Annotated in this window: 18 protein-coding genes, 1 rRNA gene and 2 pseudogenes; 9 read left to right on the top strand and 12 right to left on the bottom strand. The window is 72.4% G+C overall.

The window, feature by feature from the left end:
- Positions 1-126: 126 nt before the first annotated feature.
- Positions 127-1,803 (bottom strand): CTP synthase, encoded by a 1,677-nt coding sequence (locus IF29_RS0136760; protein ID WP_030265066.1) that lies wholly within the window; start codon positions 1,801-1,803, stop codon positions 127-129.
- Between the two features lie 381 nt (positions 1,804-2,184).
- Here IF29_RS0136760 and IF29_RS0136755 point away from each other — a divergent pair, with 381 nt between their 5' ends.
- Together IF29_RS0136755 and IF29_RS0136750 are read left to right on the top strand one after the other, a co-directional pair.
- Positions 2,185-4,098: a glycoside hydrolase family 15 protein gene (locus IF29_RS0136755; protein ID WP_030265064.1), complete on the top strand. Its 1,914-nt coding sequence runs from the start codon at positions 2,185-2,187 to the stop codon at positions 4,096-4,098.
- A gap of 52 nt (positions 4,099-4,150) precedes the next feature.
- Positions 4,151-4,825 carry an HAD-IA family hydrolase gene (locus tag IF29_RS0136750; protein ID WP_030265063.1) on the top strand — a complete coding sequence of 225 codons (675 nt, stop codon included), beginning with the start codon at positions 4,151-4,153 and terminating at the stop codon, positions 4,823-4,825.
- A gap of 58 nt (positions 4,826-4,883) precedes the next feature.
- On the opposite strand, the gene IF29_RS0136745 is transcribed toward IF29_RS0136750, so the two are convergent.
- The 3 genes from IF29_RS0136745 to IF29_RS0136735 all read right to left on the bottom strand — a co-directional run bounded on the left by IF29_RS0136745 (position 4,884) and on the right by IF29_RS0136735 (position 9,014).
- A complete protein-coding gene (locus tag IF29_RS0136745) occupies positions 4,884-6,023 on the bottom strand; it encodes a glycosyltransferase family 4 protein (RefSeq protein ID WP_051726514.1) in 1,140 nt (379 codons plus the stop codon).
- 181 nt (positions 6,024-6,204) lie between these two features.
- Entirely contained in the window at positions 6,205-7,914 is a 1,710-nt protein-coding gene (recN, locus tag IF29_RS0136740; RefSeq protein ID WP_030265059.1) for a DNA repair protein RecN, read from the bottom strand.
- A gap of 203 nt (positions 7,915-8,117) precedes the next feature.
- Complete coding sequence (locus IF29_RS0136735; protein WP_030265056.1) at positions 8,118-9,014, bottom strand: NAD kinase; 897 nt, start codon at positions 9,012-9,014, stop codon at positions 8,118-8,120.
- A 298-nt stretch (positions 9,015-9,312) separates the two neighbouring features.
- Here IF29_RS0136735 and IF29_RS0136730 point away from each other — a divergent pair.
- The 5 genes and pseudogenes from IF29_RS0136730 (at position 9,313) to IF29_RS0136705 (ending at position 16,765) form a co-directional block, all read left to right on the top strand.
- Positions 9,313-11,852: pseudogene (locus IF29_RS0136730) on the top strand (galactose oxidase-like domain-containing protein).
- Complete coding sequence (locus IF29_RS0136720) at positions 11,824-12,504, top strand: SCO family protein (protein ID WP_051726512.1); 681 nt, start codon at positions 11,824-11,826, stop codon at positions 12,502-12,504. Before IF29_RS0136730 ends, IF29_RS0136720 begins: the two are co-directional and overlap by 29 nt.
- 156 nt (positions 12,505-12,660) lie before the next feature.
- Positions 12,661-13,905, top strand: coding sequence for a glycosyltransferase (locus IF29_RS0136715; protein ID WP_030265046.1), 1,245 nt, complete (start codon positions 12,661-12,663; stop codon positions 13,903-13,905).
- Positions 13,906-13,934: 29 nt separating this feature from the next.
- Positions 13,935-15,506: an ArnT family glycosyltransferase gene (locus IF29_RS0136710; RefSeq protein WP_037598053.1), complete on the top strand. Its 1,572-nt coding sequence runs from the start codon at positions 13,935-13,937 to the stop codon at positions 15,504-15,506.
- Between the two features lie 41 nt (positions 15,507-15,547).
- The gene (locus IF29_RS0136705; protein WP_063757694.1) at positions 15,548-16,765 is read left to right on the top strand and encodes a glycosyltransferase; all 1,218 of its coding nucleotides are present in this window, start codon (positions 15,548-15,550) and stop codon (positions 16,763-16,765) included.
- Between the two features lie 27 nt (positions 16,766-16,792).
- Here the strand turns inward: IF29_RS0136705 and IF29_RS0136700 are convergent, their stop codons facing one another.
- The 3 genes from IF29_RS0136700 to IF29_RS46530 are packed head-to-tail and all read right to left on the bottom strand — an operon-like array spanning position 16,793 to position 18,756.
- A complete protein-coding gene (locus IF29_RS0136700) occupies positions 16,793-17,605 on the bottom strand; it encodes a TlyA family RNA methyltransferase (protein WP_030265038.1) in 813 nt (270 codons plus the stop codon).
- Positions 17,606-17,612: 7 nt separating this feature from the next.
- Positions 17,613-17,816, bottom strand: a complete 204-nt coding sequence (locus IF29_RS0136695) for a hypothetical protein (protein ID WP_037598051.1) — start codon at positions 17,814-17,816, stop codon at positions 17,613-17,615.
- Positions 17,809-18,756, bottom strand: a complete 948-nt coding sequence (locus IF29_RS46530; protein WP_051726511.1) for a hypothetical protein — start codon at positions 18,754-18,756, stop codon at positions 17,809-17,811. The genes IF29_RS0136695 and IF29_RS46530 overlap by 8 nt, the downstream gene beginning before the upstream one ends.
- A gap of 151 nt (positions 18,757-18,907) precedes the next feature.
- Between IF29_RS46530 and IF29_RS0136685 the strand changes: the two genes are divergently transcribed.
- Positions 18,908-19,255: an SCP2 sterol-binding domain-containing protein gene (locus tag IF29_RS0136685; RefSeq protein ID WP_030265030.1), complete on the top strand. Its 348-nt coding sequence runs from the start codon at positions 18,908-18,910 to the stop codon at positions 19,253-19,255.
- 22 nt (positions 19,256-19,277) lie between these two features.
- Here IF29_RS0136685 and IF29_RS0136680 read toward each other — a convergent pair whose 3' ends face one another.
- Positions 19,278-20,291 carry an HAD-IIA family hydrolase gene (locus tag IF29_RS0136680; RefSeq protein ID WP_030265026.1) on the bottom strand — a complete coding sequence of 338 codons (1,014 nt, stop codon included), beginning with the start codon at positions 20,289-20,291 and terminating at the stop codon, positions 19,278-19,280.
- 14 nt (positions 20,292-20,305) lie between these two features.
- A complete protein-coding gene (locus tag IF29_RS0136675) occupies positions 20,306-20,782 on the bottom strand; it encodes a tetratricopeptide repeat protein (RefSeq protein ID WP_037598048.1) in 477 nt (158 codons plus the stop codon).
- Positions 20,783-20,911: 129 nt separating this feature from the next.
- On the opposite strand from IF29_RS0136675, the gene IF29_RS0136670 reads away from it, so the two are divergent.
- Positions 20,912-22,201 (top strand): DUF1015 family protein, encoded by a 1,290-nt coding sequence (locus tag IF29_RS0136670; RefSeq protein WP_030265020.1) that lies wholly within the window; start codon positions 20,912-20,914, stop codon positions 22,199-22,201.
- 69 nt (positions 22,202-22,270) lie between these two features.
- On the opposite strand, the gene IF29_RS0136665 is transcribed toward IF29_RS0136670, so the two are convergent.
- The 3 genes and pseudogenes from IF29_RS0136665 to rrf form a co-directional block, all read right to left on the bottom strand.
- The gene (locus tag IF29_RS0136665) at positions 22,271-23,098 is read right to left on the bottom strand and encodes a tetratricopeptide repeat protein (protein WP_051726510.1); all 828 of its coding nucleotides are present in this window, start codon (positions 23,096-23,098) and stop codon (positions 22,271-22,273) included.
- Positions 23,098-24,006, bottom strand: a pseudogene (locus IF29_RS45525) (hypothetical protein); the annotation flags it as partial. The gene IF29_RS0136665 and the pseudogene IF29_RS45525, both read right to left, overlap by 1 nt.
- A gap of 285 nt (positions 24,007-24,291) precedes the next feature.
- A 5S ribosomal RNA gene (rrf, locus tag IF29_RS44120) occupies positions 24,292-24,386 on the bottom strand; the annotation flags it as partial.

Here is a 24,386-nt window from a genome sequence, read left to right as displayed (position 1 = left end):
CCCTCCACCGTTGCTTTTCGGACTTTCCTGAGCCATGCAACCAGAAAGGGGCGCGGGGAACTGCGCTGCCAACCATGCACCTCCGTAGAGGGCTGGTCGCGCAGTTCCCCGCGCCCCTGGTGGTGCTTACTCGCCGTCGTTGGCCTGACGCTTCACTGCTGCCGCGACGAGCCCGGCGAACAGCGGGTGCGGGCGCGTGGGGCGGGACTTGAGCTCCGGGTGGGCCTGGGTCGCGACCAGGTACGGGTGCACGTCGCGCGGGTACTCCACGTACTCCACCAGGTCGCCCTTGGGCGACAGCCCCGAGAAGACCAGCCCGGCCTTCTCCAGCTCGCCGCGGTACGAGTTGTTGACCTCGTAGCGGTGCCGGTGCCGCTCCTCGACGTACGGCTCGTCGCCGTACACCTCGCGGACGATGGACCCCTCCGCGAGCTTCGCCGGGTACAGCCCGAGCCGCATCGTGCCGCCCAGGTCGCCCTTGCCGTCGACGATCTCCAGCTGCTCGGCCATGGTCGAGATCACCGGGTTCTGCGCCGCCGGGTCGAACTCGGTGGAGTTGGCGTCGGCCAGCCCGGCCAGGTTGCGCGCGGCCTCGATGACCACGCACTGCAGTCCCAGGCACAGCCCCAGCAGCGGGATCTGCTTCTCCCGGCCGTAGGTGATCGCGGCGACCTTGCCGTCGACCCCGCGGTCCCCGAAGCCGCCCGGGATGCAGATCGCGTCCACGTCGCCGAGCTGCTCCTCGGCGCCCTCGGGGGTCCGGCAGTCGTCGGAGGTGACCCACTTGATCTCGACCTTGGCCTTGTTGGCGAACCCGCCGGCCCGCAGCGCCTCGGTCACCGACAGGTAGGCGTCCGGCAGGTCGATGTACTTGCCCACCAGCGCGACCTTCACCACGTGCTCGGGCTCGTGCACCCGGCGCAGCAGGTCGTCCCAGACTGTCCAGTCGACATCGCGGAAGGCCAGGTCGAGCCGGCGCACCACGTAGGCGTCCAGCCCCTCGCCGTGCAGCACCTTGGGGATGTCGTAGATCGACTTGGCGTCGATCGCCGCGACCACGGCCTCCTCGTCGACGTCGCACATCAGCGAGATCTTGCGCTTGATGGCCTGCGGCACCTCGCGGTCGGCGCGCAGCACGATCGCGTCGGGCTGGATGCCGATGTTGCGCAGCGCGGCGACCGAGTGCTGGGTCGGCTTGGTCTTGAGCTCGCCGGAGGGGCCGATGTAGGGCAGCAGCGAGACGTGCACGAAGAAGACGTTGTCCCGGCCGACCTCGTGCCGGACCTGGCGGACGGCCTCCAGGAAGGGCAGCGACTCGATGTCGCCTACGGTGCCGCCGACCTCGGTGATCACCACGTCGACGTCCTCGGTCGCCATCCGGCGGATCCGGGACTTGATCTCGTTGGTGATGTGCGGGATGACCTGCACGGTGTCGCCCAGGTACTCGCCGCGGCGCTCCTTGGCGATGACGGTGGAGTACACCTGCCCGGTGGTGACGTTGGCCGAGCCGTGCAGGTTGGTGTCCAGGAACCGCTCGTAGTGGCCGATGTCCAGGTCCGTCTCGGCGCCGTCGTCGGTGACGAAGACCTCGCCGTGCTGGAACGGGTTCATGGTGCCGGGGTCGACGTTGAGGTACGGGTCCAGCTTCTGCATGGTGACCCGCAGTCCGCGGGCCTTCAGCAGAGCCCCGAGGCTGGAGGCGGTGAGCCCCTTGCCGAGCGAGGAGGCGACGCCCCCGGTGACGAAGAGGTGCTTGGTCGTCGAGTTGTTCCGACCGGAACTGGCCGAATGGGGCTGTGCCAAGAGGGGGCTCCCGTGGTTGCGTCTTCGCAGGTGTCGACCGGACCCTGCGTACCGCCCCCGGGGACACTGGGAAACCAGGGTCGCTGAGGGGCGGGTTGGCGGCGGTGCTTAGCACCAGTCCACGGAGTACCAGCCTATCAGCGCCGTGGCTTGATCGCGTTCCTCGGCCCCTCCGGCGGCGCGCCGTGATCACGGTGTTCACACCCACCCCGGTCGGCGTCGTATCCTGCACGGACGCGTTCCTGCAGCAGGAACCCCACAGATCCCAGGAGCACCACAGCACCTGACGGATCGACGGCAGATCCGGGCGCTTCCACCCCTTGAGCCTCCCTTTCCCCCGCATCAGCGCTGCCGAGTTCATCTCGCGAACTGGAGATCCACGTGGCCGCTCGTATCGAGGACTACGCCCTCATCGGCGACATGCAGACCGCCGCCCTCATCAGCCGGGACGGTTCGGTCGACTGGCTGTGCCTGCCCCGCTTCGACTCCCCCGCCGCCTTCGCCGGCCTGCTCGGCACCGACGAGCACGGCTTCTGGCGGATCGGCCCGGCCGACCCGATCGGGCAGCCGCAGACGGCCGCGCCCAAGGGCATCCCCGACTTCACCGAGAGCGGCGAGTTCCGGGTGCTGCCGCCGACCGCCGCGGCCCCCGCCGCGCCGGCCACCCGGCGCCGCTACCGCGGCGACTCGCTGGTCCTGGAGCAGGAGTGGGACACCCCGCGCGGCACCGTCCGGGTGATCGACTTCATGCCGCCGCGCGGGCTCCCCGAACGCGGCGCGGTCCCGCAGATGATCCGCATCGTCGAGGGGGTCAGCGGCCGGGTGCGGATGCGCTCGGCGCTGCGGATGCGCTTCTCCTACGGCCGGGTGGTCCCCTGGGTGCACAAGGTGGAGGACGGCGACACCGTCCGCACCGTCGCCGTCGCCGGACCCGACTCGGTGTGGCTGGACGGCGAGGCCGAGACCTACGGCCGCAACCTGACCACCTACGCCGACTTCACCGTCGCGGCGGGCCAGCGCATCGCCTTCGCGCTCACCTGGCAGCCCTCGCACCTGGGCGCCCCGGACCAGCCGGACGCCGAGGAGGCACTGGCCACCACCGAGGAGTTCTGGCAGGACTGGGTCTCCCACTGCACCTACCAGGGCCCCTACCGGGAGGCCGTGGTCCGCTCGCTGATCACCCTCAAGGCCCTCACCTACGCCCCCACCGGCGGCATCGTGGCCGCCCCCACCACCTCGCTGCCGGAGGACATCGGCGGCGTCCGCAACTGGGACTACCGCTACACCTGGCTGCGCGACGCCACCATCACGCTTTCCTCGCTGCTGCGCACCGGCTACCGCGACGAGGCCCGCGCCTGGCGCGAGTGGCTGCTCAGGGCGGTCGCCGGCGACCCGGAGAACCTGCAGATCATGTACGGGATCGCGGGCGAGCGGGAGCTCACCGAGGCCTCGCTGGACTGGCTGCCCGGCTACGAGGGCTCCACCCCGGTCCGGATCGGCAACACCGCCGCCGAACAGCTCCAGCTGGATGTCTACGGCGAGGTGGTCGAGGCGCTGCACCTGGCCCACATGACCGGTCTGGTCCGCAACGACCACGCCCACCTGCTGCAGCTGCGCCTGATCAGCTACCTGGAGCAGCACTGGAGCGAACCGGACGAGGGCATCTGGGAGGTGCGCGGCCCGCGCCGGCACTTCGTCCACTCCAAGGTGATGGCCTGGGTCGCGGTGGACCGCACCATCCGGATGCTGGAGGAGACCCCGCACGAGGGCCCGCTGGAGCGCTGGCGCCAGCTGCGCGACGACATCCACTACGACGTCTGCGAGAACGGCTTCGACCGGGAGCGCAACACCTTCACCCAGTCCTACGGCTCCAAGGAACTGGACGCCTCGCTGCTGCTGATCCCGCAGGTCGGCTTCCTGCCGCCGGACGACAAGCGGGTCATCGGCACCATCGAGGCGATCCAGCGCGAGCTGCTCACCCCCGACGGCTTCGTGCTGCGCTACCCCACCAGCGGCGGCGTCGAGGGCCTGGACGGCCTGCCCGGCGACGAGGGCGCGTTCCTGGCCTGCTCGTTCTGGCTGGCCGACGACCTGGCGATGATCGGCAGGGTCGGCGAGGCCCGCGACCTGTTCGAGCGGCTGCTGGCGATCCGCAACGACGTGGGGCTGCTCGCCGAGGAGTGGGACCCGCGGCTGCAGCGGCAGGTCGGCAACTTCCCGCAGGCCTTCAGCCACGTCCCGCTGATCGACACCGCACTGCGGCTGAACGCAGTCGGCGGACTGCCCGCGAGGTAGCCGTCCTCCTTTGTATACTCGTGGAACAAAGTCGTTTCCGCAAAGGAGTGCCATGCCTGCCACCACCGCCGCGACTGTGGTCCTGACCGCCCGTGCCCTGCTGCTCGACATGGACGGGACCCTGGTCGACTCCGGTCCGGCGGTGGAGCGGGTGTGGCGGGCCTGGGCCGCCAAGCAGGGCCTGGACGGCGACCGGGTGCTGGAGGTGGTCCACGGGCGGCAGGGCTTCGCCAGCATGGCGATCCTGCTGCCGGACCGGCCGATGGAGGTCAACCACGCCGAGAACGCCGAGATGCTGGCCCGGGAGACCGCCGACACCGAGGGCGTGGTCCCGATCGGCGGCGCCCCGGCCCTGCTGGCCTCGCTGACCGGCCTTCCGCACGCACTGGTCACCTCCGCCGACGACGCCCTGGCCCGGGCCCGGATGGGTGCCGCCGGACTGCCCGTCCCGGCCGTGGCCGTCACCGCCGAACACGTCACCCGCAGCAAGCCGGACCCCGAGGGCTTCCTGCTGGGGGCCGAGCTGCTCGGCATCGACCCGCGCGAGTGCATCGTCTTCGAGGACTCCGAGGCCGGCACCCGCGCCGGCCTCGCCGCCGGCATGCGCGTCATCGGCGTCGGCCCCGCCACCACCGCCTACGGCGCGACCGTCACCGTCACCGACCTCACCCAGATCCAGGTCAGCACCAACGATTCCGGCACCCTCACCGTGACGATCACCCCCTGAGACAAAAGGGGCGCGGGGAACTGCGCTGCCAACCACCCACCAACGCAGACCGAACCGCCTACCGCTCCCCCGTCAGCTCGTCGTACACGCTCAACACCTGAGCCACCGTAGCCGCCTCATCCGGCCACGTCTCCGCCTGCACCGGCCCAGCAGCGGCAAGCTCGGTCCGCCGTCCCTCGTCCGCGAGCACTGCCGACACGGCCGCCGCCAGAGCCGTCGGATCCCCCGGAGGGACCAGCACCGCCGCGTCCCCCACCAGCTCGGGAAGTCCCCCCACCGCCGTCGCGACGAGAGGCACCCCCGCCCGCAACGCCTCCTGGGCCACCAGCGACCGGGCCTCCCAGCGCGAGGAGATCACCACCAGGTCCGCCGCCAGCAGCAGCTCCCGCACGTCCGAGCGCCGGCCCAGCAGCCTGGCCCGCAGCTTCTCGGACTTGATCCGCGCCCGCAGCGCCCCCTGCTCGGGCCCGTCCCCGGCGATCAGCAGCAGCGGCTCCTCGCCGCCGCGCCACCCCGAGGCGGCGTCCAGCAGCAGGTGGAAGTTCTTCTGCGGGACCAGCCGTCCCACCGCCAGGACCACCGGACGGTCGACCCGGTCCTTGCTGCCCAGCAGCTCCTTGCGGACCGCCTCCCGCCCGCGCTCCGCGGCCGCCACCGGAAGCGGCGGCGCGGCCACCGGGCCGAGCCTGGCGTCGGCCGCGCCGAGACTGCGGGCCCGGGCCACCAGGTCGGAGGAGGCGCCGAGGATCAGGTCCGCGTTCTTGGCGACCCGGCGCTCCATCAGCCGCAGCAGCCTGCGCTCCACCCCGGTGGCGAGGTTGGCGTGGTGCGAGGTGACCACCAGCGGGGTCCCGGCCCGCGCCGTGCGCAGCGCCAGGTCCGACAGCAGCGCGGCCCGCAGCCCGTGCGCGTGCACCAGCGAGGCCCGGGCGAAGGCCCGCCGCAGCTCGCCCACCGCGGCGGCGTCGGTACGGGGCCCCGGGGTGGGCGTGATCTCGACCGGCTGGAAACGCGCCCCCGAGCCGGAGAAGCCGTAGAGCTCGTCGGTCTCGGCCGGCCCGCACACGGTGACCTCCAGGCCGTGCGCGCTGAGCCCCTGGGCCAGGGAGCGCACATGCGCGCCGATGCCGCCTGAACTGCCCGCCAGTACCAGGACGGCGTGCAGTTGGCCGGTGTGGGCTGCAGAGGTGTGCTCCACGGTCAGCGTCGTCTCCTGCTCGGTCGGATGGGTCGGCGGTGGGACAGGGGTCGGCGGGCGGGCTGTCGCGGCACCACGATGCCAGCTCGGAAGGGGTCTTGGACAGTCGGCAGCGGCGCTGCAGCCGTGGTCACGCCCCGTTGCTCACCCGTTCGGCGGCGTGTCGCCGAACGGCCTCCGGCTAGTCGGCGGCCGCGGTGCGGGCGGCCGCCAGCAGTTCCTCCGCATGTGCCCGGCCGAGCTCGGAGTCCTCGAGACCGGCCAGCATCCGGGACAGCTCCCGGACCCGTTCCACGTCGCTGAGGGTGGTGACGCCGCTGCGGGTGACCGTGCCGTCGACGGTCTTCTCCACCACCAGGTGCCGGTCCGCGAAGGCCGCCACCTGCGGCAGATGGGTGACCACGATGACCTGCGAGGTCCGTGCCAGCCTGGCCAGCCGCCGGCCCACCTCGACCGCGGCCTTGCCGCCGACGCCGGCGTCGACCTCGTCGAACAGGTAGGTCGGCACCGGGTCCGCCCCGGCGAACACCACCTCGACCGCCAGCATCACCCGGGACAGCTCACCGCCGGACGCGCCCTTGGCGATCGGACGCGGCGGGGCACCGGGGTGCGGCGCCAGCAGCACCTCCACCTCGTCCACGCCGTAGGGGCCGAAGTCGGCGGCGGGGGTGATCCCGAAACTGACCCGGGCGTGCGGCATGGCGAGCTCGGTCAGCTCGGCGGTGACGGCCTTGGCGAAGTCCTCGGCCGCGGCCCTGCGGGCGGCGGTGAGCTGCCCGGCGAGCTCGGAGACGGTGCCCCGGAGCTGCTCCTGCTCCTCCTCCAGGGCGCCGATGGTGTCGTCGTCGCCGTCCAGCTCGGTGAGCCGCTCGGCGGCCGTCTCGGCCCACTCCAGCACCTCGGCGAGACCGCCCTCGGCGCCGCCCGCGGCTCCGGCGTACTTGCGCACCAGGTGAGCCAGCACCGCGCGGCGCTCCTCCACCGCGGCCAGCCGGGCCGGATCGGCATCCAGGTCGTCCGCGTAGCCGGCCAGGTCGCCGGCGATGTCGCCGAGCAGGTAGCCGACCTCGCCCAGCCGGTCGGCCAGCGCCGCCAGCCTGGGGTCGTGGTGGCGCACCGACTCCATCGCCCGCCGGGCCTGCGCCAGCAGGGTCCCGGCGTCCACCGCGTCCGGGTCGGAGGGCTCGCCGGCCAGCGCGGCGTGCGCCTGGTTGGCGGCGGAGGACAGCGCGTCGGCATGCCCGAGCCGCTCGGACTCCGCCGCCAGCTCCAGGTCCTCGCCGGCCAGCGGCTCCGCCGCGGCGACCTCGTCCAGGCCGAAGCGCAGCAGGTCGGCCTCCTGGGCCCGCTCCCTGGCCCGGGTGGTCAGCTCCTCCAGCCGCGCGGTCACCTCGCGCAGCCTGCGGAAGGCGGTCTGGTACTCCACCAGCGGCAGCGCCACCGGATCGCCCGCGTAGCGGTCCAGCGCGCCGCGCTGCCGGGCCGGCTGCAGCAGCCGCTGCTGGTCGGTCTGGCCGTGCACCGCGATCAGGTCCTCACCCAGCGAGGCCAGCAGGCTCATCGGCACCGAACGCCCGCCGACGTGCGCCCGCGAGCGCCCCTCCGCGGAGACGGTACGGCTGATCAGCAGCGCGCCGTCGTCGAGCTCGGCGCCCGCCTCGGCAGCGCGCTGCGCGGCCGGAGAGCCGACCGCGTCGGCGACCCGCCCCTCCACCACGGCCCGCTCGGCGCCGTTGCGCACCAGGGCCGGGTCGGCCTTGCCGCCGAGCAGCAGCCCCAGGCTGGTGACCACCATGGTCTTGCCCGCCCCGGTCTCACCGGTCACCACGGTGAATCCGGGCGACAGCTCGACCACGGCGTCCTCGATCACGCCCAGCGCCCGTATCCGCATCTCCTCCAGACGGGGGCGCTCTACGCCGTTGACCTGCACCTTGTCCTCTCGGTGAGCGCTCACTGGCCCCTCTGGGGGAAATCCTGGGGAGCCCGCGCTCCCGTCCACGTCCGTACCACGACCCCATGACGGGTTGCCCTGAGCCTAGTGGCCTGACCCGTCCGAGCGAAGCGGGGACCGCCCCGTTCACCCGCCCTTGGGCCTCAGCGCTGCGCCGCTCCGCGCCAACCCGTCACCGGCAGTGCGAACTTGGCGACCAGCCGGTCGGTGAAGGGGGCCCGGTGCAGCCGGGCCAGCCGGACCGGGATCGCGCCCCTGCGGACCTCCACCCGGGCCCCGGCCGGCAGCTCCACGGTGCGCCGCCCGTCGCACCACAGCACCCCGTTGGGCGTCTTCGCCTGCACCTCGACGGCCAGCACCGAGTGCGGCGAGGTCACCAGCGGCTTGGCGAACAGCGCATGGGCGCTGATCGGCACCATCAGCAGCGCCTCGACCTCCGGCCACACCACCGGGCCGCCGGCCGAGAAGGCGTAGGCGGTCGATCCGGTGGGGGTCGCGCAGACCACCCCGTCGCAGCCGAAGGTGGACACCGGGCGCCCGTCCACCTCGGTCACCACCTCGATCATGCGTTCGCGGGATGCCTTCTCGACGGAGGCCTCGTTGAGCGCCCAGTCGGTGTGCACCACCCGGCCGTCCGTTCGAACGACCACGTCCAGGGTCATCCGCTCCTCGACCTCGTAGTCGCTGTCCACCACCCGCTCGACCACCTTCTGCAGGTCGTCGCGCTCCACCTCGGCCAGGAAGCCCACCCGCCCGAGGTTCACCCCGAGCATCGGCACCCCAGACTCCCGGGACAGTTCGGCGCCGCGCAGCAGCGTGCCGTCGCCGCCGAGCACCAGCACCAGCTCGCAGCCCCTGGCCGCACCCGGACCGACCGCCACCGTCTCCACCTGCGCCGGGTAGCCCATGTCGGGCGCCTCCTCGGCCAGTACCCGCAGCTTGATGCCGGCCTTGGACAGCCCCTCCACCAGGCACTCGACGCTCTGCAGGGCCTCCTCGCGGCCGGTGTGCGCGAGCAGGAAGACGGTACGGTCGCTCATCTGAACCTCCGGCGCCGGACGGGACGTCCTCGGCCCGGTCGGCGCTCCCCCTCTGATGCGGGCAAGTCGCGGTCAAGTGCAGTGCTCCGACCTTACCTTCTGCGCTCCGGCGCACCCGGAAGCCCAGCCCCAGCAGCCCCTCCGGTGGACAGCCGTTCACCCCGGCGAATCCCGCTGTAACCCGTGTGTTAATTCCCGGAGTAGAAACGTCGCACCCGAGCTCCCGATCAATTCCGCTGCCCTACGCTTCCCATGGGAACCGAGGGGGATCCCGTTTTCCAGGCCCGGGGGGGCTCGTATGGTCGAGTTGCGCCGCCATTCCCGTTTTTCCCGTTCACCCGGACGCATACTGACCGGGCTGCTCTCGGTTCTCGTGCTGGTGCTCGCACTCGGTCTGGCGAATGCCAGGCCGGCGAACGCCTCGGCCAATCTGGTGGTGAATCCCGGATTCGAGCAGCTGGGCTCCGGAAACTGGCCGGTCTGCTGGGAGCAGTCCGGCTGGGGCAGCAACACCGCGGCCTTCTCGGTCAGCAGCCAGTCCAACACCGGCAGCCACGCCATGCAGATCACCATGACCGCCGCCGGCACCGGCGACCGCAAGGCGATGATGACCGAGAACAGCTCCTGCGCCCCGGCGGTCACCCCCGGGCACCAGTACCTGCTCGGCCTGGACTACATGACCAGCACACCGGACTCGGTGGTCACCATGTTCCGGCACGACACCCAGAACGGCTGGCAGTACTGGACCGACCTGAAGACCCTGCCGGTGTCCGCGACCTACGCGCAGACCAGCGTGGAGACCCCGGCGATCCCGGCCAATACCGACATGGTGACCTGGGGCGTGTCCATCTACGGCGTCGGCACCCTGGTCACCGACGACTACACCATGTACGACGCGACCGCCGCCGTGACCGGCACCGGCTGCAGCGCCGGCACCGCCTGCACCGCCGGGGTCTGGCAGACGCTGCCGTTCAACTCGCCGGTCCGCTCCATCCACGTGGTGCTGCTGAAGAACGGCAAGATCCTGATGGTGGCCGGCTCCGGCAACGACCCCAACGCCTTCGCGGCCGGCACCTTCACCTCCGCCGTCTACGACCCGGTGGCCGAGACCTTCCAGGTCATCCCCACCCCCTCGGACATGTTCTGCTCCGGCCACGTCCAACTCGCCAACGGCGACGTGCTGATCCTGGGCGGCAACGCCGCCTACCCCGCCGCCGACGGCAGCCACGGCTACGAGGGCCTCAACTCCTCGTACCTGTTCGACCCGGACACCAACACCTACGTCAAGGTCAACAACCTCAACGACGGCCACTGGTACCCCTCGGCCACCGAACTGGGCAACGGCGACGTGCTCGCCTTCGGCGGGCTCAAGGCCGACTCCACCGGCTCGGTGACCGCCGAGTACTTCTCCGCCGCGAGCAACTCCTGGCTGCCGCTGAACCAGGTCAACCAGACCTGGTCGTACTGGGGCCTGTACCCGGCGATGATCCTCCGTCAGGACGGCACGCTCTTCTACACCGGCAGCCACGTCTTCGGGAACAACATCTCCGGCACCGGCTCCGACCTGTACAACTACACGACCAACACGATCACCTCGGTCAGCGGGCTGCAGGACAAGGACAACCGGGACCAGTCGATGTCGGTGCTGCTGCCGCCGGCGCAGAACCAGGAGGTGCTGACCGTCGGCGGCGGCAACGTCAGCACCAACGTCGACGCCAACCGGGACACCGACCTGATCAACCTCTCCGCAGCCACCCCGACCTACACCGCCGGGCCGCAGCTGCCGCAGGGGACCGTCACCGGCGGCGCGACCGAGACCGGCACCCAGGGCAAGATGTACGTCTCGCTGGTGGTGCTGCCCAACGGCAAGGTGCTGGAGACCGGCGGCGGCCTGCACGACCGCGAGGACCCGGTCTACGAGGCGTCGATGTACGACCCGATCGCCAACACCTTCACCCCGGTCGCCGCCGACCAGGTGCCGCGCACCTACCACTCCTCGGCCTTCCTGCTGCCCGACGGCCGGGTCATGGCGATCGGCAACAACCCCGGCGACGGCAGCTTCGACATGCGGGTCTCGGTCTACTCGCCGCCGTACCTGTTCGACGGGGCCCGGCCGCAGATCACCTCCGTCGGCTCGACCGAGTGGCACTACGGCTCCACCCAGACCGTCACCGTCGACCGGACCGTCGGCACCGCCGAACTGATCCGGCCCGCCGCGGTCACCCACTCCTCCGACCCCAACCAGCGCTACGTCGCCCTGCCGGTCACCGCCAACGGCAACACCCTGAGCCTCAACGTCACCAGCAACCCCAACCTCGCCCCGCCCGGCTGGTACATGCTCTTCGTCACCGACGCCAACGGGGTTCCCTCCGTAGCCACCTGGGTGCATCTGACATGACGACCCGAAACGTGCGCACCCGCGCCCTGCTCGCCGGCGGCGCCCTGGCCGCCGCGACCACGATCCTGCTGGGACTCCAGGCCGCCGACGGCGCCTCCGCCGACGGGCACCGGGTCCGGCACCTGGCCGTCCCGCTGACATCCGGGCCGCCCGCCGTCCACGTCCCGCAACCGGGCGGCAGCGGCGGCCGGGCGGTCCCCAACCGGAGCGGGCCGTCCAGGGTCCCGGTCCCGGCCAACGTCGACGGCTGCGACCACGACTACGGCACCACCAACCAGTGCGTGCCCTGGAGCATCCAGGGCACCACCACCGCCGCCCGCTGCGGCTGGCTGACCACGCACGGCTTCGGCCCGCTGAAGGTCTACGGCAAGGACCGTCAGCACCTCGACAGCAACAAGGACGGGACGGCCTGTGGCAGCGGCGACCGCACGCATACGTGAGGGCCTGGCCCTCGCCGCCGGCTGCGCCCTGCTCACCGCCTGCGCGGCCACGGCTGCGCCGACGGTGCGTCAGCAGGCGGCAGCGGGCGGCCCGATCGCCGTGGCGACCGCACCGGCCGCACCCAGCGGCGCCTGGCCCTACTACGGCACCCGGATCGAGCCGACCGTGGCGCTGCCGTCCTTCCAGCTCACCGACACCGGCGGCAAGCCCTACCGGCCCAGCACCCGCGCGGCCGGACGGATCGTCACCCTCTTCTTCGGCTACACCGCCTGCCCCGACGAGTGCCCCACCACGATGGCCGACATCGCCGCCGCCCTGCGGCGGCTCCCGGCGGCGGGCCGGGCCCGGGTCACCACCCTGTTCGTGACCCTGGACCCGGCCCACGACACCCCAGCGGTGCTGCGCAGCTGGCTGGACGACTTCGACACCGGCTTCGTCGGCCTCAGCGGACCGGTCGCCGTGGTCGACCGGGACGCCCTCTCGCTGGGTGTCCCCGCCCAGCCGCCGAGCAAGGACGCGGCCGGGACCCGCACCGTCGAGCACGGCACCCAGACCCTGGTCTTCGGCCCGGACGGCACCGCCCGCTTCGTCTGGAGCCCGACGACCACCGTCGCCGACATCGCCCATGACCTGAATGTGCTGGCCGGATGACTTGAATCCATTAGTGGATATTTCGGCCCGGTAGCCGGTCCGTAAAAGCCCTGCTTTCCGCCGCCGTTGCTGCTCCGACTGCGCTCTACTGGTAGTACCGGGAAATCCGGAATTCGATACACCGCACTGACGCATTACCACTCCGGGGGGAAGTGAATGGTCAGTTCCATTTTCATGCTGCTGGTGTCCGCCACGCTTTTCTGCATGTCCGCGCTGACACTCTGGTGGATGCTGCACGCCTGGCGCACACCCGAAATACTCGAAGGCACCCGCTTCGTCCCCAGCGACGGCGCGCACAGCCTCTCCTTCTCGCTGCTCGTCCCGGCCCGGCACGAGCAGGAGGTGCTCCGGCACACCATCGAACGGCTGCTGGAGACCGACTACCCCGACTACGAGATCCTGGTGATCGTCGGCCACGACGACCCGGAGACCGCCGAGGTGGCCGCCCGCCTCGCCGAGGAGCACCCCGAGCAGGTCCGGGTGGTCACCGACACCCACGCCGTCAAGAACAAGCCCAAGGCCCTCAACTCGGCGCTGCCGCACTGCCGCGGCCGCGTCGTCGGGGTCTTCGACGCCGAGGACCACGTCCACCCCGACCTGCTCTCCCACGTCGACCACGCCTTCCGCGGCGACGCCGACGTGGTGCAGGGCGGGGTCCAGCTGATCAACTTCCACTCCAGCTGGTACAGCCTGCGCAACTGCCTGGAGTACTTCTTCTGGTTCCGCAGCCGGCTGCACCTGCACGCCAGCCGCGGCTTCATCCCGCTCGGCGGCAACACCGTGTTCGTCCGCACCGAGGTGCTGCGCCAGGCCGGCGGCTGGGACGAGCAGTGCCTGGCCGAGGACTGCGACCTGGGCGTGCGGCTCTCCTCTCAGGGCGCCAAGGTCGTCGTCGCCTACGACTCGGCGATGGTCACCCGCGAGGAGACCCCGGACACCCTCTACGGGCTGCTGCGCCAGCGCACCCGCTGGAACCAGGGGTTCCTCCAGGTCTACCGCAAGAAGGACTGGAAGCAGCTGCCCACCGTGCGGCAGCGGCTGCTGGCCCGATGGACCCTCAGCACCCCCTTCCTGCAGGCCTTCTCCGGCGTGGTCATCCCCCTGGACGTGGCACTCGCCCTCTTCGGGCACCTGCGGGTCTCGGTGGCACTGGCCTCCTTCCTGCCGGTGGTGCCGACCCTGGCGACCTTCGCCTTCGAGGCGGTGGCCCTGCACGACTTCGGCCTGCAGTACGGGCTGCGGGTACGGCCCTGGCACTACGTCAAGTTGATCGTCGGAGGCCCCTTCTACCAGGTCGTGCTGGCCGCGGCGGCACTGCGCGCGGTCTGGCGCGAGGGCCGCGGTCAGCGCGGCTGGGAGCTCACCCGGCACGTCGGCGCACACCTCACCGAGGGCGCGTAGCAGCACCCCAGAGAAGAGAGGAAGGTTCCATGACCACCGTTCTGGACACCCTCGCCGGCGCAGCCACCACCGAGGCACCGGCCCCCGCGGCACCCTCCCGGCGGCGCCGGGACCTGTGGACCGCGCTCGCGGTCACCCTGCCGGTCCTGATCGTCCAGGCCTGGAACATCACCGGCTACCCCACCGTCAGCGACGACGAGGGCACCTACCTGGCCCAGGCCTGGTCGGTCCAGCACTGGCACGGCCTGGCCCCCTACACCTACTGGTACGACCATCCACCGCTCGGCTGGATCCAGATCGCCATGCTGTCCTGGCTCCCGGCCCTGTTCAGCTCCCCGGCGCACGTGTTCACCGCGGAGATGCGGGTGGTGATGATCCCGGTCACCGCCGCCTGCTGCCTGCTGCTGTTCGTGCTGGCCCGGCGGCTCGGGCTGGCCCGCTGGGCGGCCGGGCTCGGGGTGCTGCTGTTCGGCCTGTCGCCGCTGTCGGTGGGCCTGCAGCGGGAGCTGTTCCTGGACAACTTCGCGGTGCTGTGGATACTGGCCGCGCTGGTCCTGGCCGCCTCACCGCGCCGGCACCTGTGGCACCACATCAGCTCGGGCCTGGCCGCCGGCGCCGCGGTGCTCTCCAAGGAGACGATGCTGGTGGCGCTGCCGGCGCTGGTGCTGCTGCTCTGGCAGCGCAGCGACCGCACCACCCGGAAGTTCTCGCTGGTCGGCTTCGGCTCCGCGTTCGCCCTCACCGTCGCCCAGTACCCGCTGTACGCACTGCTCAAGAACGAGCTGCTGCCGGGCACCGGCCATGTCTCGCTGTGGGGCGGCATCGCCTTCCAGCTCGGCCGGGCCGGGTCCGGGTCACTGCTGACCTCGGGGACCGGCTCCAACCAGACCCTCAACTCCTGGCTCTACTACGACCACGTGCTGATCGTGGCCGGGCTGGCGGCCGCCGTCGCAATGGTCGCCTCCCGCCAACTGCGCGCCGTGGCCTGCGCCGTACTGCTGTTCACGGCCGTGGCGGTGCGCCCCGACGCGGGCTACCTGCCGGCCATGTACATCATCCAGGTGCTGCCGTTCCTGGCCCTGTGCATCGCCGCCACCGCCCAGGTCCTGGTCCGCACCGGACTGCACGCCTTCCCCCGGGTCGGCCTGCGCCCGGTGCGCTGGGCGGCGGTCGGCGCGGTCGCCGTCCTCGCCGCCGGATACGTCGTCCCGCACTGGTACGAGGGCGACCGCACCGCCGTCACCGCCGACGCCAACGCCCAGTACGACCGCGCCGTCCAGTGGATCCGCGCGGACATCCCCGACCCGGCCCGCACCCGGATCGTGGTGGACGACGCGATGTGGCTGGACCTGGTCCACGACGGCTTCAAGCCCGGCACCGGCGTCATCTGGTTCTACAAGGTCGACCTCGACCCCGCGGTCGCCCACGGCTTCCCCAAGGGCTGGCGCAGCCTGGACTACATCGTCTCCACCCCCACCCTCCGGCAGGACCCCAACAGCCTGCCCACCGTGGAGCAAGCGCTCACGCACTCCACCGTCATCGCCTCCTTCGGCAGCGGGACGAACCTGATCCAGATCCGAAAGATCGACAAGTCTTCCTGATCGGCCCAGCCTCCTGACAGAACGCCAGAAGGGTCCATCCCATGACCTCCGAGACCTCGCACACCCCCGGCACCGCCGGCACCCCCGCCTTCACCGTGCTCATCCCGACCTACAACGAACGCGACAACGTCCCCGAGCTGCTGCGCCGCCTGGTCGCCGCGCTGCTCCCGGCCGACCGGCCGCAGGACGCCCCGGTACCGCGACTGCTGTTCGTCGACGACGGCAGCGACGACACCGCGCAGCTGCTCATCGCGGCCGCCGAGGACTGCCCGCTGCCCATCACCGTGCTGCACCGCGACGTCCCCGAGGGCGGGCTGGGCGGCGCCATCGTGGCCGGCCTGCGCCAGGTCTGCGACGGCGGCGGCGACTGGGCCGTGGTGATGGACGCCGACCTGCAGCACCCGCCGGACCTGGTCCCGGAGCTGGTCGCCACCGGCCGCCGGGAACGCGCCGACCTGGTGGTGGCCAGCCGCTACCTGGAAGGCGGCAGCAGGCAGGGCCTGGCCGACCGCTATCGGCTGGTGGTGTCCGGCGCCTCGACCCTGCTGGCCAAGGGGGTCTTCCCGCTGGAACTGCAGGGCATCAGCGACCCGATGAGCGGCTTCTTCGCACTGCGCACCGCAGCCGTGGACCCCGCCGAACTGCGGCCGCTGGGCTACAAGATCCTGCTGGAACTCGCGGTCAGGTCCCGGCCGCGCCGGGTCGCCGAAGTGCCGTACCACTTCGGCGAACGCTTCGCCGGGGAGTCCAAGTCCTCGCTGCGCGAGGGCCTGCGCTTCCTGCGACACCTCACCGGGCTGCGGTTCTCCACCCCGGGCGGCCGGGCCCTCGCCTTCGGCCTGATCGGCCTCAGCGGAGTGCTGCCCAACCTGGGCCTGCTGCACCTGCTGACCCAGGCTCACATGCACTACCTGCCGGCCGAAGTACTGGCCAACCAGGCGGCGCTGGCCTGGAACTTCGCCCTGCTGGAGGCCACCGTCTTCCGCAGCCGGCGGCACCGGCACTGGGCCAGCCGCACGGCCAGGTTCTGGGCGCTCGGCAACGCCGACCTGCTGCTGCGCATCCCGCTGCTGGCGCTGCTGGTCAGCGGCCTGGGCATGGGCGTGCTCTGGGCGACCGCGCTGACCCTGGTGGCCTCGTTCGCGGTGCGCTTCCTGATCGCCGAACGGTCCATCTACGTCCCGCACCGCGAGGCCCCGCGCACCCCGGCGGCCGCCTCCGCACCGCTGCCCGTGCCCGACCTGGCCACCGCCGAGTGACCGGTCGGCCAATCACCGGCTGACGGGCTACTGGGGGCCCTGCTCCACGGCCCGGCGGGCATCCGCCGGGTCCAGGGGCGGGGCGTCCCGGCGGAACCACAGGAAGTACTCGACATTGCCGGAGGGCCCGGGCAGCGGGCTCGCGGTCACCCCGCGCACGCCGAGCCCCGCCTCGGCGCCCTGCCCGGCCACCTTCTCGATCATCTCCTGGCGCAGCTGCGGGCTGCGGACCACCCCGCCGCTGCCCAGCCGCTCCTTGCCCACCTCAAACTGCGGCTTCACCATCAGCACCAGATCGCCCTCCGGCGCGGTGCAGCGCGCCAGCGCCGGCAGCACCAGCCCCAGCGGGATGAACGACAGATCGCTCACCACCAGGTCCACCGGCACCCCGTCGAGCTGATCCAGGGTCAGCTCCCGGACGTTGGTCCGGTCCATCACGGTCACCCGGTCGTCGCTCTGCAGCGACCAGGCCAGCTGGCCGTAGCCGACGTCCACCGCCAGCACCCGGTCCACCCCGGCGCGCAGCAGCACATCGGTGAACCCGCCGGTGGACGCGCCGGCGTCCAGGCAGCGGCGGCCCTCGACGACCAACCCCTCGGGCCGGAACACCTCCAGCGCGCCGGCCAGCTTGTGGCCGCCCCGGGACACGTAGTCGGGGTCGTTGTCGTCCTTCGCCACCACCACCGCCGCAGCGGTCTCCACCTGGGTGGCCGGCTTGGTCGCCGTCGTCCCGCCCACGGAGACCCGCCCCGCGGCGATCAGCTCGCTGGCGTGCTCCCGCGACCGGGCCAGCTTGCGGCGGACCAGCTCTGCGTCCAGACGGCGTCGTGCGACTGCCACGTGCGGTTCAGCTCCTGCGGTTCGAATCGGTGCCGAGCGGGTGCGGCTCGGCGTCCAGCGCGTTCAGGGTGTCACGAAGCGTCCGGTGCACGCTCTCGTAGACCCCGGCATGCGCCTCCGTCGGCACCCCGTCCAACTCCGCGAGCCGCGCCAGCGCGGAGTCGACTGCGTCGTGCCCGGTCTCCAGCACCGGCTCCCGGGACTCACTCATCGCCCGCCTGCGCCTTCGGCGCCACCCGCTTCGCGGACGAGCCCACCGCGCCGGCGGTGGCCTTCTTCGCCGCAGTGGTCCGCTTCGCCGGGGTCTTCTTGGCGACGGCCTTCTTCGCCGGCGCCCGCTTCGCCGCGCTCCCCTTCGCGGCGCTGCTCGTCGCCGACGCGCCCTCGGCCACGGTCTTCGTTGCCGCCACCCGCTTCACCGCAGACCGCTTCGCCGGGGTCTTCTCCACCGCGGTGGGCTTGGCCGTGGCCTTCTTCGCTGCGACCTTCTTCACGGGCGCCTTCGCCACCGGTGCCGGCTCCGTCACCGCCGTGGCGGCAGCCGCCGCGGCCGGCTTCCCGGCGGGGGCCTTCCGCGCCGCGGGGGTCCGGGCCGGCGCCGCCGCTGCCTCGGCGGCGACCGCCGCCTTCCGCGCGGCCGTCTTCTTCATCCCCGGCACGGCCGCGCGCCTGCGCGCCGCAGCCGCCGCGGCCTCGTCGTCCGCCGGGAGGTCCTCGTCGACGACCACCCGCACCGGTCGCACCGAGCCCGACTTCCGCCGGGGTGCCGGGAAGGCCTGCTCGGCGCGCGGCCGCGCGACCCGTGGCTCCTCCTCCGGCTCCTCCGGCTCCTCGGGCTCCGCCGCGGGCGCGTCCTCCCCGCCCTGCAGGTGCCGGACCTGCTGTTCCAGGAACTCCAGGACCACACCCACCTGGACCACCCCGTCACCGAGGCGGCTCCACACCTTGTCGGCCTCCGAGCGCACCACCCCGACCACCAGCTGCACCGGCTCGGGCGCCCGCTCCAGCAACTGCTCCGGACGCACCCCGCTCAGCTCCACCAGTTCCCGGGCGGCCCCCTCGGCCCTGCGCCGGACCTCCTCGGCCACGCCGACGACCCCGGTGGCAGCCCCCGCCGCGGCCTTCAGGCAATCACGCACCACGTCGCGCATCCGGCACTCCTCCTCCACACCCACGCACTCGACAGGCCCTGCACCGACGCTACCGCCTGGCCGCCCCCCGTCGCGCACTCAGCGCGCCCCGGGCTGCGGTAGCGTCGGACGCACCCAGCACCCATCCCGCACCTCAGGAGCACAGCGCACCATGGCCACCCCCGCCGAGTGCCGCGCGGCACTGGACCAGCTCAGCCGCAACCTCGGCAAGGCCGAGGGCGACGTCCGCACCGCCGCGTCCCTGGACCGCTCGCTGACCTGCTGGATCACCGACCTGGACCTCACCTTCTCGGGGCGGCTGCGCGACGGCAGCATCACCGAGGTGACCGAGGCCCCCGGCCGTCCGGTCGAGCGGGCCCAGATCCGGCTGTCGATGTCCGGCGACGACCTGGTCGCCCTGGTCGACGGCAAGCTGAACTTCGCCTCGGCCTGGGCCACCGGCCGGGTCAAGCTGGAGGCGGGCATCCGCGACCTGCTCCAGCTCCGCAAGCTGCTCTAGGCGTCCCCGGCCCCGGCCGGCCTCAGAGACCCAGCGAGGCCAGCGCCTCGCGCCACTTCGGGGTCGACCCGCCGGGCGCGTCCGCCGCCGCCCAGGCCGCCGCGCACAGCGCCCGCAGCCCGTCGTAGCTGTCCTCCCCGCGCTCGGCGAGGACCAGGGCACCGTCCCGCAGCTCCACCGTCCAGCCGCCGCAGCGGTACGAACCGCCGTCCCCGGCGCTGAGCGCGGGCTGCACCCGCAGCAGCCCGCGCAGGTCCGCCGCCAGATAGGTCGGGCGGTACTTCGCGGGGGCCTCCGGCAACTCCTCGGGCCTGCTGACGCCGGTGAACACCAGCAGGCTGTCGACACCGCCGTTGTAGGCGCCCTCGATGTCGGTGTCGAGCCGGTCCCCCACCACCAGCGGCCGCTTCGCCCCGGTGCGGATCACCGTCTCCCGGTGCATCGGCGGCAGCGGCTTGCCGGCCACCTCCGGCTCCACCCCGGTCGCCGTCCGCACGGCCGCGACCAGCGTGCCGTTGCCCGGCGCGGTGCCGCGCGCGGTCGGGATGGTCAGGTCGGTGTTGGAGGCCACCCACGGCAGGCCGCTGGCGACCGCGTAGGAGGCCTCGGCCAGCTGCTGCCAGCCCACCGTCGCGTCATAGCCCTGCACCACTGCGGCCGGATCGTCGTCCAGCGAGCGCACCGGGCGCAGCCCGTGCTCCCGCACCGCCTCCAGCAGCCCCTCGCCGCCGACGACCAGCACCGCCGCGCCGGCCGGCACCTTCCCGGCGACGACTCGGGCCGCCGCCTGCGCCGAGGTGATCACGTCCTCCGGCTCCGCGGCGACGCCCAGCTCGGTCAGGTGCTCGGCGACGGCCTTGGGCGTGCGCGAGGCGTTGTTGGTCACATAGGCCAGCCGCATCCCGGCCGCACGGGCCTCCGCGAGCGACTCCACCGCGTGGTCGATCGCCCGGGGCCCGGCGTAGACGACTCCGTCCAGGTCCAGCAGGGCCGTGTCATAGGCCCGGTACAGCGGCTGGTCTGCGTGCTCAGACATGGATCGGTGTCTTCCTACTCGTCCTGATGATGCTCTTGGTCCTGCTGGTCCTGCCCGTGCTCTGCCCCGACCGTACCGAACCCGCCGGCCCGCGCCTTCAGCGTCGCCCGTGTCTGGCGCAGCGCGGCCCGGTAGTGGGCGGCCTCCGGGCGCATCGCCACCGCGAGCGCCAGGTGCACCGCCGACTCCTCGAAGTCCCCGGTCCGGGCCGCCGCCAGCCCCCAGCCGAACTGGGCGTAGTCGTCGGACGGATCCGCCAGTGCCACCTCCCGGAAGCTCTCCAGCGCCGCGGCGTACGAACCGGCGTCGAACTGGGCCCTGGCCAGCGACTCCCGGATCGCCGCCGAGCCGGGCTCCGCCGCGGCGGCCCGGCTCAGCAACTGCTGCGCGGCCCCCGGATGGCCCCCGGCCAGCAGGGCGCTGCCGCGCCGGAACCACTCGTAGACATCACCGCTCGGTGCACCTTCGTCACTGCGTGCACGTTCCCTCATCGCGCCCTCCGATGATCAGGCAACCAGGCATACCCGATTAACATGCCCAGAGTGAGAGCAGTCAGTGCAGACGACTCAGGAGATTTCCGCCCCGGCGACGATGCCCGCGGTTGGGGTGATGCCGGACGGGTGGCCGCGGCCGGGCTGTCGCTGGCCCCGTTCCGGGGGCTGCGCTACGACCCGGAGAAGGTCAGCTCCCTGGCCGCCGTCACCTCCCCGCCCTACGACGTGGTGGACCCGGACGGACGCCTCCGTCTGGAGACCGGCGACCCGCACAACATCGTCCGGCTGATCCTGCCCCGCCCGCAGCCGACCGCCGAGAGCGGCTACCGCCAGGCCGCCCGCCTGCTCACCGAGTGGCAGCGCACGGGCGTGCTCGTCCCCGACCCCGCGCCCGCCCTCTACGTCTACGAGCAGCACACTCCCCCCGAGGACGGCGACCCGGGCAGCGGCACCCTGCAGCGCGGCCTGATCGGCGCGCTGGCCCTCAGCGAGCCGGGCGCCGGAGTGGTGCTCCCGCACGAGGACGTGATGCCGCAGCCGGTCGCCGACCGGGTCGGCCTGATGCGCACCACCAAGGCCAACCTGGAGCCGCTGCTGCTCACCTACCGCGGCGACGGCGGGGCCGCCGACGTGGTCGAACGCGCCGCGTCCGGCCCCCCGCTGCTGACCACCACGACCCTCGACGGCACCACCCACCGGCTCTGGTCCGTCACCGCCGAGGCCGACCTGGCCGCCGTCAGCACCGACCTGGCCACCTGCCGGGCCCTGATCGCCGACGGCCACCACCGCTGGGCCATGTACCTGCGCCTCCAGGGCGAGTACCGGCACCTCGCCAACAGCCCCTGGGACCGCGGCCTGGTGCTGCTCGTCGACACCGCCCGCTACCCGCTGCGGGTCCGCGCCATCCACCGGGTACTGCGGCAGCTCCCGGTGGACAAGGCCCTCTCCGCCCTCGACGGCGCCTGGTCGGTCGGCCTGGTGGAGGACGGCACCCAGCAGGGCGCGCTCGCCGCCCTGGCCGACGCCAAGGCAGCCGGGCTGAACGCCTTCGTCCTCGCCGGCGACGGCGGCTTCCACCTGGTCACCGGGCCGGACGAGGAGACGCTGCGCGCGGCGGTCCCCGACGACCGCCCCGAGGAGTACCGCCGTCTGGACGCCACCGTGCTGCACTCGGTGCTGCTGGACCGGGTCTGGCACGTCCCGGACGCCCCCGAGCACATCGGCTACCTGCACGACACCGCAGCCGCCGTCCGCGAGGCCGAGCGCGGCGGGGGCACCGCGGTGCTGCTCCACCCCGTCGACGAGGGGGTGGTCCGCCGACTGGCCGAACAAGGCGTCACCATGCCCAGGAAGTCCACCTCCTTCGGCCCCAAGCCGGCCACCGGACTGGTCCTGCGCAGCCTGCTGGTCCGCTGAGCGCCCGTCAGCCGAAACAGCTGTGGCCCGGAACCAGAGAACTTCTGGTTCCGGGCCACAGCTGTTGGATCAGTCCCGATCGCTCTCGGGCTCCAGGAAGGGACGCTCGGCGGACGGGCTACTGAAGCCCTCCTCCTCGTCCTCTTCCTCGTCGTCCTCGTAGTAGTCCTCGCCGTCGCCCTGGGCGAACTCGGCGTCGTCCTCCGCGTCGCCGTCGTCGTCCACCTCGACGACGATGCCGGTCTCGTCCTCGTCCTCGTCGTCCACCTCGACGTCGGGGTCGAGGGCGTCGACGAACTCGATGCCGTCCAGCTGCGCCAGGCGCTCGGCCGCGTTGGTGCTGCCGTCCTGGTCGGCCTCGACCGCCTTGGCGAACCAGTCGCGGGCCTCGTCCTCACGCCCGGCGCCGATCAGCGCGTCGGCGTAGGCGTAGCGCAGCCGGGCCGTCCAGGGCTGCACCGAGTGCGAGCCGAGCTCGGGGCACTCCAGCGTCACCACGGCGGCGTCGAACTGCTCCATGTCGCTGCGGGCACCTGCGGCGACCAGGCGCATCTCGATCTGCCCGGCCTTGTCCAGCTGCTTCACCTCGGGCGCGCCGGCCATCTCCAGCGCCCGCTCCGGCCGACCGAGACCGCGCTCGCAGTCCGCCATGACCGGCCACAGCTCCGCCGACCCGGTCATCCGCCGAGACGCACGGAACTCCGTCAGCGCCTCCGAGTAGCGCTCGGTGACGTAGGACGCGAAGCCGGCCGCCTCACGCACCGCCGCGACCCGAGACGCCAGCCGCAGCGCGACGCGCGAGTACGCGTACGCCTCCTCCGGCTCGCTGTCGAGCAGCCGCGCAACCATGACCAGGTTCTTGGCCACGTCCTCGGCGAGCGTCTTCGGCAGGCTCATCAGCTCCTGGCGGACATCACCGTCGATCTCCTGCCCGGTGACGTCCTCGTCGATCGCGGGCCGCGGTCGTCGCGGTTGAAGCCACCGCCACGGGGACGGTCGTCCCGGTCACGGCTGTAGCCACCGCCGGACGGGCGGTCGTCACGACGGGGGCCGCGGTCGTCACGGTTGAAGCTGCGCGGACGATCGTCCCGGTTGAAACGGGGACGGTCATCACGGTTGAAGCCACCGCCGGAGGGACGGTCATCCCGACGGAACCCACCACCGGACGGGCGATCGTCGCGGCGCGGGCCGCGGTCATCGCGGTTGAAGCTGCGCGGACGGTCGTCACGGTTGTAACCGCCACCCGAGGGCCGGTCGTCGCGACGCGGGCCACGGTCGTCACGGTTGAAGCCCCCACCACGGGGACGGTCGTCCCGGTTGAATCCGCCACCGGAGGGTCGGTCGTCACGACGGGGGCCGCGGTCATCGCGGTTGAAGCTGCGCGGACGATCGTCCCGGTTGAACCCACCACCGGACGGACGGTCATCACGTCGCGGGCCACGGTCGTCACGGTTGAAGCCCCCACCACGAGGCCGGTCGTCACGGTTGAACCCGCCGCTCGAGGGACGGTCGTCGCGGTTGTAACCACCGCCGGAGGGGCGGTCGTCCCGACGGTACCCGCCGCCGAACGACGGTCGGTCGTCGCGGCGCGGACCGCGGTCGTCACGGTTGAAGCCCCCACCACGGGGACGATCGTCACGGTTGAACCCGCCGCCCGAGGGACGGTCATCCCGACGGAACCCACCACCGGACGAGGCCGGCCGGTCGTCGCGGCGCGGTCCGCGGTCGTCACGGTTGTAGCCGCCACCGGACGGACGGTCGTCCCGACGCGGTCCGCGATCATCGCGGCTGTCGCGGTTGTAGCTACCGCCACGGGAGTCACGCCGGCCGGCGCCCGCACCCCCGGTGCCCTGCGATCCGTCACCCGAACGGCGCTCCGGGCGTCCCTGAGGGGGGTTCGACATCGACCTGACTCCTTCTGATCTACCAGCAACATCCCGGTGGCCACCGTCGAGGCACCCCACCGACTCTCATTGTCCCGCACCCGGCAGGTGCCCGCTCACGGGCTACCGGCCAGTTCAATTCGATCCTGCAAAAACACAAAAAGCCGCGGCCCCAGCGAATCGCTGGGGCCGCGGCTCTGAATGATTGTTCGGCGGCGTCCTACTCTCCCACAGGGTCCCCCCTGCAGTACCATCGGCGCTGTGAGGCTTAGCTTCCGGGTTCGGGATGTTACCGGGCGTTT

The organism is Streptacidiphilus jeojiense, from assembly GCF_000719095.1.
Taxonomy (GTDB): Bacteria; Actinomycetota; Actinomycetes; order Streptomycetales; family Streptomycetaceae; genus Streptacidiphilus; species Streptacidiphilus jeojiensis.
Note: the sequence above shows the minus strand (reverse complement) of the source record. Positions and strands in the feature narration are given on the sequence as shown.

Bases quoted from the DNA above. Each gene is read 5' to 3' on its own strand.
- IF29_RS0136705 (WP_063757694.1), top strand. From the start codon at position 15,548: ATGACCTCCGAGACCTCGCACACCCCCGGCACCGCCGGCACCCCCGCC.
- IF29_RS0136675 (WP_037598048.1), bottom strand. From the start codon at position 20,782: ATGAGGGAACGTGCACGCAGTGACGAAGGTGCACCGAGCGGTGATGTC.
- recN (WP_030265059.1), bottom strand. From the start codon at position 7,914: ATGCGGATACGGGCGCTGGGCGTGATCGAGGACGCCGTGGTCGAGCTG.
- IF29_RS0136715 (WP_030265046.1), top strand. From the start codon at position 12,661: ATGGTCAGTTCCATTTTCATGCTGCTGGTGTCCGCCACGCTTTTCTGC.
- IF29_RS0136710 (WP_037598053.1), top strand. From the start codon at position 13,935: ATGACCACCGTTCTGGACACCCTCGCCGGCGCAGCCACCACCGAGGCA.
- IF29_RS46530 (WP_051726511.1), bottom strand. From the start codon at position 18,756: ATGCGCGACGTGGTGCGTGATTGCCTGAAGGCCGCGGCGGGGGCTGCC.
- IF29_RS0136750 (WP_030265063.1), top strand. From the start codon at position 4,151: ATGCCTGCCACCACCGCCGCGACTGTGGTCCTGACCGCCCGTGCCCTG.
- IF29_RS0136735 (WP_030265056.1), bottom strand. From the start codon at position 9,014: ATGAGCGACCGTACCGTCTTCCTGCTCGCGCACACCGGCCGCGAGGAG.
- IF29_RS0136685 (WP_030265030.1), top strand. From the start codon at position 18,908: ATGGCCACCCCCGCCGAGTGCCGCGCGGCACTGGACCAGCTCAGCCGC.
- IF29_RS0136695 (WP_037598051.1), bottom strand. From the start codon at position 17,816: ATGAGTGAGTCCCGGGAGCCGGTGCTGGAGACCGGGCACGACGCAGTC.
- IF29_RS0136665 (WP_051726510.1), bottom strand. From the start codon at position 23,098: ATGAGCCTGCCGAAGACGCTCGCCGAGGACGTGGCCAAGAACCTGGTC.
- IF29_RS0136680 (WP_030265026.1), bottom strand. From the start codon at position 20,291: ATGTCTGAGCACGCAGACCAGCCGCTGTACCGGGCCTATGACACGGCC.